Here is a 15987-nt window from a genome sequence, read left to right as displayed (position 1 = left end):
TGTGATGTTTATGAAAACGGAAGTACTTGGCACGAAAATGTTCCTTGCGGGTGAATGGATTAGTAAAGAGGAAACGATTGCCGTATTAAACCCTCAAGACGATACATTGATTACAAATGTTCCTGCAGCATCAGCAGAAGATATGTTATTTGCCATAGAACAAGCGAAAGAAGGCGCTCAAAAGGCTGCTTCAATGCCTGTTCACCAAAGGATTAGCATCTTAAACAAAGCGGCCAATTATATAAATAAAAATAGTGAAAAATATGCTGAAACGATTGCCCTAGAAGGTAGTAAAACGATTAATCAAGCAAGAGCCGAAGTGAAACGCTGTATCCAAACCCTGCAAATATCAGCTGAAGAAGCAAGACGTATACAGGGAGAAACGATTCCTTTCGATCAAAGAGAAGGTAGTGAGGATCGCCTTGGTTATTATTACCGTTTTCCCATTGGAATCATTGCCGCCATTACACCTTTTAATGACCCGCTTAACCTAGTTGCACATAAAGTCGGTCCAGCCATAGCATCAGGAAATGCTATTATCGTGAAGCCGGCAACCGTTACGCCTCTGAGTGCTCTTCTTTTAGCAGAAGCCTTTGAAGCTGCTGGACTGCCTCCTAAAGTGCTTTCTGTTATCACAGGGCATGGCGGTGAAATAGGGGATCTATTAATTACACATCCTGCGATTCGAATGGTTTCCTTTACAGGCGGACTCGAAACGGGAGAAAAAATTGCCCATAAAGCAGGTTTGAAAAAGATTAGCATGGAGCTTGGATCCAATTCACCTGTCATTGTTTTGAAGGATGCCGATTTCCAAGAGGCTGTTGAAGCAACCGTTTCAGGAGCATTCTATGCAGTGGGACAAAATTGTCTTGGAGTCCAACGCGTATATATTGAACAGGATATTTACGATGAATTCTGCTCAGAGTTCGTTGCTCGGGTTAGCGAATATCGAGTGGGCGATAAGATGCTGGAAACAACAGACATGGGTCCGCTGATTAATGAAAAGGAAGCGATAAGGGTAGAGAAGTGGGTGAATGAAGCTGTTGAAAAAGGGGCAACTCTTCTCATTGGAGGCAAGCGTGAAGGTGCCTTTTACTCTCCGACCGTCCTAACAGATGTACCGGCAGATTGCACCATCGCACAGCAGGAGATATTTGGCCCAGTTGTTTTACTGTATCCTGTGAATGATTTTTCCTCTGCCATTGAAAAATCCAACGCTGTGGACTATGGATTGCAGGCCGGAATTTTTACACGAGACATTGAAAAGGCATTTGAAGCCATCGAAAAAATGAATGTTGGCGGCATTATGATTAATGACAGCAGTGATTATCGGATTGACGGGATGCCATTTGGCGGTGTGAAGGGATCTGGACTTGGAAGAGAAGGTGTGAAGTTCGCGATTCAGGAGATGACAGAGCCAAAGGTCGTTAGCTTTAAGCTGAACTATAAAAAATCGGTGTAATGGTAAGGCTAAACAGCCTTTTACTAGACTGAAACTTAATAGATGAAAAACTAATAAAATTTAAAACTGGAAGGGGAAATTACGATGTTATTAGAAGTGACTGAAAGCGCGCAAAAAAAATATGAGGAATTAGCTGAACTAGATAAGAAGCATTTCTTTCATCCGTCTACATCATTTAGACAGCAAAAAGCAGATGGACCTGGGTTTATTTTTACAGAAGGAAAAGGAATCTATTTAAAGGATATCAGAGGAAGAGAAGTCATTGATAGTTTATCTTCACTATGGAATGTAAATATCGGCCACGGTAGAGAAGAACTTGCCGTTGCAGCGATGGAGCAGATGAAAAAGCTAGCTTACAGCTCAACGTTTGCAACGAACAGCCATGAACCAGTGATTCGATTAGCAGCTAAGATTGCTGAAATGGCACCTGGAGATTTGAATTATACGTTCTTCACATGCGGCGGTTCTGAATCAAATGATACAGCCTTCAAAACAGCACGCTACTACTGGAAGATGAAGGGTTATAAAAATAAAACAAAAATCATTTCTCGCGGTAAATCTTATCATGGTGTATCCATTGGTGCTTCACCTGCGACAGGCTTGTTCCCATTCAGAGACTTCCCAGGATTATCTCAGGATCACCTATATGTCGATTCATCGATTGAGGCACTGAAGGAAATGATCGAGCGTGAAGGAGCAGAAACGATTGCAGCCATCATTTCAGAACCAGTTCAAGGCTCTGGTGGCGTAAACCTACCACCGTCCCAGAACTTCTTTAAAGAGGTTCGTGAGATTTGCGATCAGAACGATATCTTGTTCATTGCAGATGAGGTAATCAATGGATTCTACAGAACAGGTAAAAACTTTGGAATCGATAACTTTGATGTGGTACCAGATATGATGGCGATTGCGAAGGGGATTACGAGCGGTTACGCTCCGCTTGGAGGGGTAGTCTTTACTGATAGACTGAAGAATGAGTTAACAGAACTCACAGAAGGTAACTTCTACCACGGATATACGTACAGTGGTCATAATACAGCCTGCGCTGTTGCTCTTAAAAACTTAGAAATAATCGAACAAGAAAAATTAAATGAAAATGTAAACCTAATGGGTGCAGAGCTGCTAAAAGGATTCCAATATTTAGAGCAGACTCATGAGGAAATTGGAAACATTCGTCAAATTGGTTTGCTTGGAGCGATTGAAATCTTTAAAGATAGAGAAACAAAAACAACCTTCGATGAACCGGTATCATTAAAGGTAGTAGAGGAAGCTCTTAAACATGATATGATCGGCCGTGCGATTGTTTATGAGGGTCAAGATACGATTGCTTTTGCACCGCCATTCTGTATCACAAAGGATGAAGTAGAAAAAATCATTTCAATTATTGATACTTCCTTAACAGCCGTTAAAAAAAGACTCTAATAGAATGAAGATATATCTTTAATAATCTGAATTATCAAATAAAATACCGGGTCCTGCCTTTAACACTAAAGGCAGGATTGGTACTCTGAGGTTCGTCCAAGTGCATTTGGGCGGGGTGATTGATAAATAAGGTGGGTAGTGTTGTGGTAAATACCATTGAAAAAATAGAGGTACGATTGGAAAAAGACTTTTTAGGAACAAAGGAAGTTCCAAAGGAAGCATATTACGGAATCCAGACATTACGTGCCGTTGAAAACTTCCCAATTACAGGATATAAGGTTCATGAAGAACTGATTAAAGCATTAGCTATTGTGAAAAAAGCGGCGGCTCTTGCGAATATGGATGTAAAGCATTTATATGAAGGGTTAGGAAAGGCCATCGTCCAAGCCGCGGATGAAATAATTGAAGGAAAAAGAATGGATGAATTTCTTGTTGACCCTATCCAAGGTGGAGCGGGAACATCCATGAACATGAATATTAATGAAATCATTGCGAACCGGGCACTTGAACTGCTTGGGCATGAAAAAGGGTCCTATAGGCATCTAAGTCCAAACAATCATGTCAATATGTCCCAATCAACTAATGATGTATTCCCAACGGCTATTCATATCGCAACGCTCCATTTATTAGAAAAACTATTAAAAACAATGAGCCGTATGCAAGACGTGTTTCAGGAAAAAGCCCAAGCATTTGACCATATTATCAAAATGGGACGAACCCATCTACAGGATGCTGTCCCTATTAGACTTGGTCAAGAGTTTGAAGCCTATCGTCGTGTGATTGAGCGGGACATTCGCCGTATTAAGCAATCACGGAAGCATTTATATCAAGTCAATATGGGAGCAACAGCAGTAGGAACAGGATTAAATGCAGACCCTCGTTATATTGAAAAGGTTGTTAGTTACCTAGCACAGAACAGTCAGCTTCCATTGCAAAGTGCGGATCACTTGGTTGATGGTACCCAAAATACGGACGCTTATACGGAGGTTTCTGCTAGCTTAAAGGTTTGTATGATTAATATGTCTAAAATTGCTAATGATATTCGCTTAATGGCTTCTGGACCTCGTGCAGGATTAGCTGAGCTGATATTACCAGCTCGCCAGCCAGGCTCATCGATTATGCCTGGAAAGGTCAACCCAGTCATGCCTGAAATGATTAATCAAGTGGCTTTTCAAGTAATTGGTAACGACCATACTATATGTATGGCATCAGAAGCAGGTCAGCTTGAACTCAATGTGATGGAGCCTGTTCTCGTCTTTAATTTGCTGCAGTCAATTAGCATCATGAATAATGCCTTCGATGTGTTTACTGAGCATTGCTTAAAAGGCATTGAAGCGAATGTAGATCGTTTAAAAGAGTACGTCGAAAAGAGTGTTGGGATTATTACAGCCGTCAATCCGCATATTGGATATGAAGTAGCGGCACGTATTGCAAGAGAGGCTATCTTGAAAGGAAAACCCGTAAGAGAGCTGTGTTTGCAATATGATGTATTAACTGAGGAAGAGCTTGAGTTAATTTTGAATCCATACGAGATGACAAAGCCTGGAATCTCGGGGGCAGCACTGTTAGATACAGATTGAAAGTAGCTTTGGTCAGAGTTATAAACTATAGATGGAGTGGGTGTGTATGGTAACACAGGTACTACAAAAAATGCAGACAATTGTTCGTTATCAGAATCATACCGGAGAAATATATTACGGCATTGTTGAGGATGATGAAATTTTACAGTTGCATAGTGATTTTTCTGAAATTGTAAACAATGAATTAAAGTTTGATGGTGTAAGACTTAAATATAGTGATGTGAAAATTTTGGTGCCTGTATCCCCTTCAAAAGTAATTAATTTCGGCTGGACCTATGCTGAACATGCAAGGGAGACTGGGGGAAAGGCGAATCTTAAGGAACCCTTTCTGTTTTTAAAGCCAACAACCTCCTTGATTCCAAATGAGGGAGAGGTCATCCTTCCTTCCAGTGAATTAACGAACCAGGTAGAAATGGAAGGGGAAGTGGCCATTGTTATTGGGAAACGCGGAAAAAATATAAGTGAAGAAGAGGCCATGGATTATGTTTTTGGCTGTACGATTTTTAATGATGTAACGGCAAGAGATCTGACAAAAAAGGATCCTCAGTTCACACGCGGTAAAGGCTTTGACACGTTTGGTCCGTTGGGTCCATGGATTGTAAAAGGGATTGATCCAACCAATTTACAAATCATGACAACTTTAAATGAAAAAGTGGTTCAGAAAGGCAATACGAATCAGATGTCTCTTTCCATTCCATTCCTGATCAGTTGGATTTCACAAATTATGACTCTCGAACCGGGTGATATTTTGGCTACTGGATCGCCTTCCGGTAGTTGTCCAATGAAGTCAGGCGACGTTGTAACGGTAGAAGTAGAGGGGATTGGAAAGCTATCTAATTATGTAATCTAGCAGGGACAGAGGGACAGGTCCCTTGTCACAAAAAATCGAATGGAAAAAGGAGTTTTTAAGATGATTATTGGAGTACCGAAAGAGATTAAAAATAACGAAAACCGTGTAGCTATTACTCCGGCTGGAGTAACGACATTTAAAAATAATGGACATGACGTATGGATGGAAACAGGTGCTGGTTTAGGGAGCGGTTTTACAGATCATGATTTTACTGAAGCAGGTGCCAAAATTGTCTCTTCGGCAAAGGAAGCATGGTCTGCTGAGATGGTGATTAAAGTCAAAGAACCACTACCTGAAGAGTACGGTTATTTCCGAGAAGGTTTAATTCTTTATACGTATCTACACCTTGCTCCAGAGCCTGAGTTAACGAAGGCATTAATTGAAAATAAGGTCAATGCCATTGCCTATGAAACCATCCAATTAGACAACGGGTCACTTCCGCTGTTAACTCCTATGAGTGAGGTAGCGGGCAGAATGTCCATTCAAATCGGCGCACAATTCTTAGAGAAATCTAAAGGTGGTAAGGGAGTTCTATTAGGTGGCGTACCGGGTGTTTCACCGGGAGAAGTGGTGATTGTAGGCGGTGGAATTGTTGGAACAAATGCGGCGAAAATGGCCCTTGGATTAGGTGCAAGAGTCACACTATTGGATATTAATGCGGATCGTCTTCGTCAATTAGATGACCAATTCCAAGGACGCATTAAGACCTTGATGTCTAACAGCCTTAATATTGCTGAGGCAGTAAAAAATGCAGATTTATTAGTTGGTGCGGTCCTTATTCCAGGTGCACGTGCTCCTCGATTAGTGACAGAAGAAATGGTGAAAAACATGAGTCCAGGCTCAGTCATCGTGGATGTCGCTGTCGATCAAGGTGGATCAATAGAAACAATTGACCGAATTACCACACATAATGAACCAACGTATGAGAAGCATGGTGTACTCCACTACGCGGTAGCGAATATGCCAGGAGCAGTGGCGCGCACATCAACACTCGCATTAACAAATGTGACGATTCCATATGGTGTACAAATAGCAAATAAAGGATATAAACAAGCTGCATTAGACAATAAAGCTTTGGCGAAAGGTATTAATATCATCGATGGCAAAGTGACATATAAAGCGGTTGCTGAGGCACATGGATATACCTATATCCCAGTTGATACAGTATTGCAGGATCAAACGGTATCTGTTTAACTTCATTCAGCATGTGAATAAGGTGTAAGGCACCGCAAAAAGACAAATGGTAGACATTTGTCTTTTTGTGGTGCCTTACACCTTTTTTATAGCGGGAAGCTTCAAAAATCTAGAGCTTCAAAATTACGGTATACTCTTGTCCTTCCATTAATAAGATGAGAAGTAGCAGTGATTTTTCTATTTCGTATTGAATAAGGGGGAAGGGAAATGAAGAATTGGAAAGGCAGGATAGCTGTACTGTGTTTGCTCATCTTTGTCATGATTTTCGCCAGTGCGTGTAATTCGGACAAAGAGGAAACATCGAACGAGGACAAGGACACTCCGATTAAAATTGGTGTGCTTGCCTCACAGACCGGGGCCTTAGAGTCCTATGGGAAGCAAACAGTACGTGGATTTGAGCTTGGCTTAGATTATGCAACAGATGGTACAAGAGAAGTTGCCGGACAGAAAATAGAATTTGTTGTGGAGGATACTGAAACAAAGCCTGAGGTAGCTGTCCAGAAAGCGACAAAGCTGCTCGAGGAGGATGGGGTGGATTTCTTAGTGGGGTCTTCAAGCTCAGGAGATACATTAGCCGTCTTACCACTTGCCGAGGAATATGAAAAAATTATGGTCGTTGAGCCTGCCGTAGCTGATAGTATAACAGGTTCAGAGTTTAACCCGTATATATTCCGCACGGCCCGTAATTCCTCGCAGGATGCCGTTGCCGGTGCAGCAGCCATTGCGGGTGAAGGGGTGAAAATTGCCACACTCGCACCGGATAACTCCTTCGGTCGTGACGGTGTGGCTGCTTTTACAGAAAGTGCAAAAAAGCTCGGAGCTGAAATTGTCCATGAGGAATTTGCCGACCCTTCTGCAACCGACTTTACCTCGAATGTTCAAAAGGTAGTCGATGCAAAGCCTGATTATTTATTCGTCATTTGGGCTGGTGCCAATACCCCTTGGACGCAGATTGCGGATATGAAGGTACAGGAAAAGGGCATTAAAATCTCTACAGGTGCACCTGATATACCTGCGCTTACTACAATGGAGCCGTTAGTGGGGATGGAGGGCTTTACTGTTTATTACCATGAGCTGCCGCAAAATGAAATCAATGATTGGCTCGTTGAGGAGCATAAGAAACGCTTTGGTGGCGATGTTCCGGATCTCTTTACACCTGGAGGTATGAGTGCAGCGATAGCAATTGTGGAAGCGCTCAAGAAAACAGATGGTAATACAGATACAGAAACTCTGATTGAAACGATGGAGGGAATGAGCTTCGATACACCAAAAGGTGAAATGACCTTCCGTGAAGAGGACCATCAGGCTCTGCAAACCCTGTATGCGATTAAGCTGGAGAAAAAAGCGGGAGTTCCGTATCCAGTTCCAGTCTTAATCCGTGAATTAGCACCGGATGAGACCGCACCACCTATTCGAAATAAATAATCTCAAAGACTGCTAGGCTCTATTTAATGGAGGCCGGGAATCTGATAGACCGGCCTCTATCATTCTCGCATAAGGTGGTGTTTAGAATCGATAGTATCATGGAAACTCGTAATCTTACGATATCGTTTGGCGGTCATCTAGCCGTTGATTCTGTTAATCTTTCTGTACCGAAGAATCACTTTAAATCGATTATCGGTCCGAATGGGGCAGGAAAAACCACTCTATTTAATCTATTAAGCGGCCAGCTGACGCCAACTAGAGGTGAAATAATTTATAAGGGTGAAAATATTACCAATCTTTCTTCTATAAAAAGAACGAGAAAAGGAATTGGTCGCTCCTTTCAAATTACAAATGTATTTCCTAACCTAACGGTGCTTGAAAATGTCAGACTGGCAGTCCAGTCGCAGGCAGGAATCCGTTACCAAATGCTACGTCACTTTCAAAAATATAAGGAGCTTGAAAGTAAGTCGGAAGAATGGCTGGAGACGGTCATGCTTGCTGGTAAAAAAGCTACATTGGCTAAAAATCTGGCACACGGAGAAAAGCGTAAGTTGGAAATTGCCATGCTGTTGGCGTTAAACACAGAGGTACTACTGTTAGATGAACCAACAGCTGGCATGTCATTAGAAGAGGTGCCAGCTATTTTAGACGTTATCAAAAGGATTAAGGAAAAAGGAAACCGTACCATCCTCTTGATTGAGCACAAGATGGATATGATTTTGGATTTATCGGATTCCGTGATGGTGCTATATAACGGAAGATTGTTAGCAGATGGAACTCCAGAGGAAATTATGAAAAATGAAACCGTGCAGTCTGCTTATTTAGGAGGTCATTTCGATGAGCGTTCATCTTCGACTACATGAGATTGAAACCTATATTGGTCAATATCATATTCTGCAGGGGATTTCTTTTGAGGTGAATAAAGGAGAGGTTACCGTTTTATTAGGGCGGAATGGAGCTGGGAAAACGACGACACTGAGAACAATAATGGGATTAAATCCGGCTTCAAAGGGTTTTGTCGAATTTAACGGAGAGGAGATTCAAAAGTATCCAACCTATACCATTGCGCAAAAAGGAATTGGCTATGTGCCGGAGGACCAAGGGATTTTTGCTCAGTTGACGGTAGAAGAAAATATGAAGGTTGCGATGAAGCAGGATAATACAGCAACACAGGAAAGACTCGAATATATCCTTCGTTTATTTCCTGATTTAAAAAAGTTCTGGAAACGGCAGGGGGGCTTACTAAGCGGCGGACAAAAACAGATGTTATCGATTGCTCGTGCTTTTATCAATGATAACGAGCTCCTTTTGATCGATGAACCTAGTAAGGGGCTGGCGCCGATTGTGGTGGAGAAGGTGATGGAGTCCATTATACAAATGAAGGAGAAGACAACGATTGTACTGGTGGAGCAAAACTTTATGATGGCCAGCACGATTGGAGATTACTTCTATATTATTGATGACGGCAAAACGGTACACAATGGAGCGATGGATTTATTACGGGAGGATGAAGACTTGCGCCGGAAGTATTTGGGGATAGCATAAGAGAGGCGGGACTGGAATGGATGTATTTTTCAATTTATCGTTGAATGGCTTGGCAACCGGAATGCTAATCTTTCTCCTAGCTGCCGGATTGACCTTAATCTTTGGTCTAATGGATGTACTGAATTTTGCCCATGGCGGGTTATTTGCCTGGGGAGCCTATAGCGGGATTTGGATTTATTCATTATCAGGCAGCTTTTTCATTGGCATGATTGGAGCCGTTGCAACAGGCTTTGTTCTAGGCTGGCTCACAGAAAAATGGATAATCAAGCCAGTATATGGCAATCATGTACAGCAAATTTTGATAACATTGGGTCTTATGCTTGTACTATCGGAGCTATTAAAGGTATTTTGGGGTCCCAATCAGATTTCAGCTTCACCCCCTGATGCTCTGAAGGGCAGCTGGGAAATAGCTGGAATCGTCATTATTAAGTATCGTGTATTTATCATCGCTATTGGTCTCCTTATGTTCTTCCTCGTGCAGTACATCCTGAAAAAGACCAAAATTGGTTTAGTGGTTCGAGCCGGTGTTATGAATAAAGAAATGGTGCAATCCTTAGGCATTAATATTCAAAGAGTGTTTATGTTTGTATTTATGGCTGGAGCTGGTATGGCTGCCCTTGGTGGTGTGTTATTAGGACCTTATTCGGGTGTCATCCATGCTGGTATGGGGATGGAATTTGCCATTTTGGCCTTTATTGTCGTAGTCATAGGCGGAATGGGCAGCTTCTCAGGCTCGATATTAGCTGCCATTTTAGTTGGGGTGTCTGGGTCCTTTATGGCTTATTATGTACCCGATTTAAGTTTGGCCGTCAATATGCTGTTAATGGCTGTTGTCCTCATTTTTAGACCACAGGGTCTGTTCGGGTTAAAGGGGTGAGAATATGTTAACGATTAAAAAATCACGGACCTACCTCTATCTGCTTATAGCCCTTCTCCTCCTTATTTTTCCATTCGTTTATGAATCTAGAACAATGCTTATTCTACTTACACAGGTGTTTATATTCGCCATGTTTGCCATGAGCTATGATCTTATTCTCGGTTATACAGGTATTGTTTCATTCGGTCATGCGATGTTTTTTGGAATAGGAGCTTATACCATTGGAATATTTATGAAGAACTTTGAACCGTCCATCGTTTATTTACTCTTGGCCCTGTTGGTTACGGTTCTTCTAACAGGTATCATCAGCTTTTTTATCGGGATGCTTACCTTAAGGCTAAAGAGCCATTTCTACGCTATGCTTACGCTTGCTTTTTCAGGCTTATTTCTTGTCCTTGCAGAGAAATGGAGAAGCTTGACCTATGGGAATGATGGATTTACCTTTAGAGTACCGGATGTGTTAAAGGATCGAACGGATTTTTATCTGATTAGTCTCGTTCTGATGCTGCTCGTCTTTCTTGTGTTAAGGAGATTTATCCATTCACCGCTAGGACGTGTGATACAGGCTATTAGAGAAAATGAACAGAGAACAGAGTCACTTGGATATAGTGTCCTTCATTATAAAATCATTGCTAGTGTGGTTTCGGGGGTTATTGCGGGTGTTGCAGGGATGCTGTATTCTGTTTCACTAAGATTCGTCAATACTAGTGTCTTCTCGATCGATATTACGTTGGATGCTCTTTTAATGACAATCATCGGCGGTGTTGGAACATTGATTGGTGCAGTAATTGGATCAGGGATTATTGAATTCGCTCATCACTGGTTAACAGAAATGGCAAAAATCCATTGGATTTTTGAAAGGTGGATTATTTTCTTTGGCATTATCTATATATTGGCTGTCATGTTTTTTCCACAGGGCATTGTCGGGACATTGAAAAATTTAAGATTTAGGAAAAAATAGACGGAAATCCTTATAGTTATAGAATGGGGCAATGAATGAGTTGGAATCAGTTGTAGCAGCTTGAAGAGGTGATGGAAATGGATATCGGCATCGTCAGTACTGGAATATACCTTCCAGAAAAGAACATAACTGGTGAGAAAATTGCCAAAATGGCAGGAATTCCAAAAGAGGTCGTGGAAAACAAAATGGGGATAAAGAAAAAAACAATCCCGGGACCGGATGACCACACCTGTGCGATGGGTGTTCTTGCGGCAAAGAAAGCCATTAGTAAGGCTAGTATCGACCCACTGGATATTGACTTAATCATTTATATTGGTGAAGAACATAAGGAATATCCTTTGTGGACCGCCGGGATTAAGCTACAGGAGGAGATTGGAGCATTTAACGCCTGGGCTTTTGATGTCGCATTAAGATGCGGTACGACGATTATGGCTTTGAAGGTTGCCAAGAATATGATGATGGCTGATGCTTCAATCAACACCGTTCTGCTAGCGGGTGGCTACCGTAACGGAGATTTCATCGATTATCAAAACAAGCGAACGCAATTTATGTTTAATCTTGGAGCTGGCGGAGGAGCGATTCTATTAAAGAAAGGGCATAACAGAAATGTTCTTCTAGAATCAAAGCTAATAACAGATGGGTCCTTCTCAGAGGACGTTGTAGTGGTTGCGGGTGGCACTAGGCATCCGCTGACGGAAGAAAATCTATCACAGCATATACTCGATGTACAGGATTTGAAAGGGATGAAGGCCAGATTAGAAGAAAAATCGATGAAGAATTTTTTGCAGGTCATTCGCAATTCTCTTACTAGCAGTGGGTATTCAGAGAAGGATATTTCTTATCTTGGTTTGCTTCATATGAAAAGGTCTGCACATGAATTTGTTTTAAAAGAATTAGGTTTATCTGCGGAACAGTCTATTTACTTGGAGGAGTATGGACATATTGGGCAAATGGATCAGATTCTATCATTAGAACTTGCCGAACAGAATGGGAAGCTGAAAAATGGTGATATAGTTGTTCTGGTCAGTGCAGGGATTGGTTATGCCTGGGGTGCGACAACAATAAGGTGGGGAAAGGAAGCGGATAAATGACCTTAGCCAATGTTATATACAAACGAGTCACATTAGCCAATGGGGAAACCATTGCCTATCAGGAAAGAGAAGGCGGACAGAAAAAGGTACTGTTGATTCATGGAAATATGATTTCCTCAAAGCACTGGGATCTTGTTCTTGAAAGCATGGACCCTACCTATAAAATTTATGCGATTGATATGCGGGGATTTGGCGAATCTAGCTATCATAACCCGATAGAAAGTATTAAGGATTTTTCCGATGATATCAAGCATTTTGTAGATGCGGTAGGATTAAGGGATTTTTCCATCATTGGCTGGTCTACTGGAGGGGCTGTTGGGATGCAGTTTGTGGCGGATAATCCTGGATACTGTTCAAAGCTGGTGCTGCTGGCATCCGCATCAACAAGAGGCTATCCTTTTTACGGGGCTAATGAGAATGGTCAGACTGACACACCCGTACGTCTCTCAACCTATGAACAAGTAAAAAATGACACCACGAAAACAATCCCTACCCAGAATGCCTATGATACGAAGGATCATGAATTTCTAAAAGCAGTCTGGAACGCGGTTATCTATACGAAAAAGCAGCCAAATGAAGATAAATATAAAGAATACATCCATGATATGCTGACACAAAGAAATCTTGCAGAAGTATATCAGGCCTTAAACATATTCAACATTAGTGAACTGCATAATGGTTTAGTGGCGGGAAACGGTCTGGCTAATAGGATTCAGCTACCGGTATTGGTGCTTCGCGGTGATCGTGATTACGTCATTTCAGAGGTGATGGTGGAGGAAATACTAGAGGACCTTGGTAGTAATGCTAGGTTTGTAGAGTTAAAGGATTGTGGTCATTCACCATTAGTGGACGATTTGGAGCAGCTGCTGCAAGTGATAACGGAATTTTTAGAAGAATAAGGGGTGCGAAAGAAGCGAAAAAGGAAGGGAAGGTGAGATCAAGGTTGGAGTGGGAGTTTGATTGGATCGCGAATAGAGCAAGATTATCACCATATTCAGTAGCCATTGTCCATGCAGAAGATGGAATGAACTGGACCTTTTCTGAGGTGAACCAACGGTCTAATGCTGCAGCAAGCTGGCTGAAAAAACAGGGAATTGGCAAAGGAGACCGGATAGCACTCTTGGCTCCGAACCATATTGTCTATTTTGATTTACTTTTTGCCTGTATCAAATTGGGCGCCATCTTTGTCCCCATCAATTGGCGCTTAGCCTCAGATGAAATGGACTATATACTTCAGGATTGCACACCAAAGCTCATGGGCTTTCATTCAAGCTTTTCGGGGCTAATAGCTAAGCTGGATTATCTAAAGCTTGCACCGATTACGTTTGAAATAGATTACGAGGGTTATTTAGACAAGGTGCCTTCGTTGGATTATGAGGTAAATGTTACAGCAGAGGACCCACTAGCCATTCTATATACAGGTGGGACAACTGGGAAGCCTAAAGGCGTTGTACTTTCTCATCAATCCATTATTTGGAATGGTTTAAATACTGTATTGAGCTGGAATTTATCAAATGAAGACACGACTTTAACATACATGCCCTTATTTCATACTGGAGGGTTAAACGCTTTATCTATTCCATTGCTGATGGTCGGGGGCAAGGTAGTGCTTGCTAGCGATTATCATCCTGTTGAAGCGATCGACTACTTAAATCGATATCAATGTACGATTGTTTTGTTAGTTCCGACGATGTATCACATGCTGATAAATACAGATGAATTTAAAAAGAGTTGTTTTCCGACGGTAAAAATATTCCTATCCGGAGGAGCGCCATGTGCGCTAGAAATTTATAAGGCTTTTCGATGCAGAGGCTTTTTATTTAAAGAAGGCTATGGTCTAACAGAAGCAGGTCCTAACAACTTCTATATTGACCCCAACGTAGTGGATGAAAAGCTGGGCTCCGTGGGGAAACCGATGCTGTTTAATGTTATTAACATTATAAAAGAGGACGGGCAAGCAGCCGGACCTAATGAAGTAGGAGAGCTAGTGATTAAAGGCAAGCATGTGTTTTTAAACTACTGGAATAACCAGGAAGCGACCAAGGAGGCATTATCCTCTGGCTGGCTTCATACAGGTGACCTGGCAAAAAAGGATCATGACGGATACTACTATATCGTGGGCCGGAAAAAAGAGATGATAATAACGGGTGGAGAAAATGTTTATCCGCTTGAGGTAGAGCATTGGATTGCCGAGCTTCCCCAAGTAGCCGAGGCTGCCGTGTTGGGATTACCTGACCCCAAATGGGGAGAGCTTGTTGCTGCCTTCATTGTATTAAAGGATAATGTACAAGTAACAACAGAAGAAATCAAAGCACATTGTGCTCGTAAGCTTGGAAAATACAAAGTTCCCAAAAAAGTATTCTTCCTCAAGCAGCTGCCGAAAACCCATGTAGGAAAAATAGATAAAAAAGAACTTAAAGAAAAACACAGCTCATCCGCGCAAAAAAACAACTAAACCTAAAAATAGAGAAGAAATTCAAATTTGAAATTGAAATAGTTTAGCACATTAAAGTGGTGGGGGACAGTCCCCCACCACTTTAATGTGCTAAATTTTCATTCTCTAGTATTTCATAATGTCTAGAAAAATTCAAAAATTTAAATGTATCTAGTTCGAAAATACCTTTACTTTCTGTTAATTCAGACTTAAAATTATAGACAAATAAATGTCAAAATTAATTCAACAATTTGTCACAATTTAAATAAAAATTTCAAAAAAATATTTCAAAGGGGTGTCTATCTTGAACGGTTTATTATTAACGTCTCTACTATTTTTGTCATCTTTTTATCTTCTGACTCTATTCAATCTTTCGCCCGTTATTGCATTCGTTTTCTTTATTCTAACCATTGTCTCCATGGTAGGTGCTATCTACCAGGAACTTGGGAAAAAAAGAAGAATCAGACACTTAACACTTATTAAATAAATTTTCATACAAATTTCAAAAAGTCTAATCCTTGTCGATTAGGCTTTTTCTTTTTAAGATATTGTTCATAAACGATTGGAAAAATTTGTAGTAAAATAATATTGAAGAGGTATTCACAATATATTATTTTTCCTTCATAGCTGCCTCTGGTTTCTAGTGATGAATCCATATAGGAAAGAAGGAGAAAAATAATGAATATAAAATTAATTGATCAGCTCATTCTTAATCTTGAGAAATTAAAAATAGATTTAGGAGAGAAAAAAGCAAAGCGTCTAAGTATGACAAGACTAGATCGGATTATTAAAAGACTGGTATCTTTCGAAGATTGTCAGGAATGTCAAAACCATCTTTCTGAAATGAACACGAACCTTGAGTACCTTAAGTCCAAGCATGGCCGGCTTGAGAAGCAGGACATCAGGGAGCATCAACGCTTGGTTAATCAGGTGATTAGTCATTTGCAAAAAAAACACAAATTGATAACAGAAGGCTTTTATGTTGGAACATATATGATATTTGGTCTTGCCCTAGGTTATGCGATTGGCTTCTTCATATTTAATGATTATATTATGGGATCCTCAATCGGTTTGCTTTTTGGCGTCATTTTAGGGTCTTCAATGGATGCAAATGCTAAGAAAAAGGGATTAACAATTTAGTTAAGG

14 protein-coding genes are annotated in these 15987 nt (G+C 41.0%); all 14 read left to right on the top strand.

Translation table 11 applies throughout. The annotated features are described in order from the left end of the window. Nucleotides 1-4: 4 nt before the first annotated feature. Nucleotides 5-1462 (top strand): aldehyde dehydrogenase family protein, encoded by a 1458-nt coding sequence (locus BQ5321_RS20490; RefSeq protein ID WP_390622175.1) that lies wholly within the window; start codon nucleotides 5-7, stop codon nucleotides 1460-1462. A gap of 84 nt (nucleotides 1463-1546) precedes the next feature. Further along, nucleotides 1547-2884: an aminotransferase family protein gene (locus BQ5321_RS20485; protein WP_071396242.1), complete on the top strand. Its 1338-nt coding sequence runs from the start codon at nucleotides 1547-1549 to the stop codon at nucleotides 2882-2884. A gap of 155 nt (nucleotides 2885-3039) precedes the next feature. Continuing rightward, on the top strand, nucleotides 3040-4464 hold the full coding sequence (aspA, locus tag BQ5321_RS20480; RefSeq protein WP_390622195.1) for an aspartate ammonia-lyase: 1425 nt from the start codon (nucleotides 3040-3042) through the stop codon (nucleotides 4462-4464). Nucleotides 4465-4510: 46 nt separating this feature from the next. Continuing rightward, nucleotides 4511-5314 carry a fumarylacetoacetate hydrolase family protein gene (locus BQ5321_RS20475; RefSeq protein ID WP_084786872.1) on the top strand — a complete coding sequence of 268 codons (804 nt, stop codon included), beginning with the start codon at nucleotides 4511-4513 and terminating at the stop codon, nucleotides 5312-5314. A 60-nt stretch (nucleotides 5315-5374) separates the two neighbouring features. Then, entirely contained in the window at nucleotides 5375-6508 is a 1134-nt protein-coding gene (gene ald, locus BQ5321_RS20470) for an alanine dehydrogenase (protein WP_071396240.1), read from the top strand. A gap of 207 nt (nucleotides 6509-6715) precedes the next feature. Next, the gene (locus BQ5321_RS20465; RefSeq protein WP_071396239.1) at nucleotides 6716-7933 is read left to right on the top strand and encodes a substrate-binding domain-containing protein; all 1218 of its coding nucleotides are present in this window, start codon (nucleotides 6716-6718) and stop codon (nucleotides 7931-7933) included. An 86-nt stretch (nucleotides 7934-8019) separates the two neighbouring features. After that, entirely contained in the window at nucleotides 8020-8796 is a 777-nt protein-coding gene (locus tag BQ5321_RS20460; protein WP_071396999.1) for an ABC transporter ATP-binding protein, read from the top strand. Continuing rightward, nucleotides 8771-9478 carry an ABC transporter ATP-binding protein gene (locus tag BQ5321_RS20455; protein WP_071396238.1) on the top strand — a complete coding sequence of 236 codons (708 nt, stop codon included), beginning with the start codon at nucleotides 8771-8773 and terminating at the stop codon, nucleotides 9476-9478. The genes BQ5321_RS20460 and BQ5321_RS20455 overlap by 26 nt, the downstream gene beginning before the upstream one ends. Nucleotides 9479-9494: 16 nt before the next feature. Next, complete coding sequence (locus tag BQ5321_RS20450; RefSeq protein WP_071396237.1) at nucleotides 9495-10355, top strand: branched-chain amino acid ABC transporter permease; 861 nt, start codon at nucleotides 9495-9497, stop codon at nucleotides 10353-10355. Nucleotides 10356-10359: 4 nt separating this feature from the next. Next, nucleotides 10360-11316 (top strand): branched-chain amino acid ABC transporter permease, encoded by a 957-nt coding sequence (locus BQ5321_RS20445; protein WP_071396236.1) that lies wholly within the window; start codon nucleotides 10360-10362, stop codon nucleotides 11314-11316. A gap of 77 nt (nucleotides 11317-11393) precedes the next feature. Beyond that, a complete protein-coding gene (locus tag BQ5321_RS20440) occupies nucleotides 11394-12407 on the top strand; it encodes a 3-oxoacyl-ACP synthase (RefSeq protein WP_139187838.1) in 1014 nt (337 codons plus the stop codon). Further along, complete coding sequence (gene phaZ / locus BQ5321_RS20435) at nucleotides 12404-13306, top strand: intracellular short-chain-length polyhydroxyalkanoate depolymerase (RefSeq protein WP_071396234.1); 903 nt, start codon at nucleotides 12404-12406, stop codon at nucleotides 13304-13306. The genes BQ5321_RS20440 and phaZ overlap by 4 nt, the downstream gene beginning before the upstream one ends. Further along, on the top strand, nucleotides 13234-14862 hold the full coding sequence (locus BQ5321_RS20430; protein ID WP_315970110.1) for an acyl-CoA synthetase: 1629 nt from the start codon (nucleotides 13234-13236) through the stop codon (nucleotides 14860-14862). The genes phaZ and BQ5321_RS20430 overlap by 73 nt, the downstream gene beginning before the upstream one ends. 657 nt (nucleotides 14863-15519) lie before the next feature. Next, on the top strand, nucleotides 15520-15981 hold the full coding sequence (locus tag BQ5321_RS20425; RefSeq protein ID WP_071396232.1) for a hypothetical protein: 462 nt from the start codon (nucleotides 15520-15522) through the stop codon (nucleotides 15979-15981). Nucleotides 15982-15987: the final 6 nt, after the last annotated feature.

Source organism: Bacillus tuaregi (assembly GCF_900104575.1).
GTDB lineage: Bacteria > Bacillota > Bacilli > Bacillales > Cytobacillaceae > Bacillus_BD > Bacillus_BD tuaregi.
Note: the sequence above shows the minus strand (reverse complement) of the source record. Positions and strands in the feature narration are given on the sequence as shown.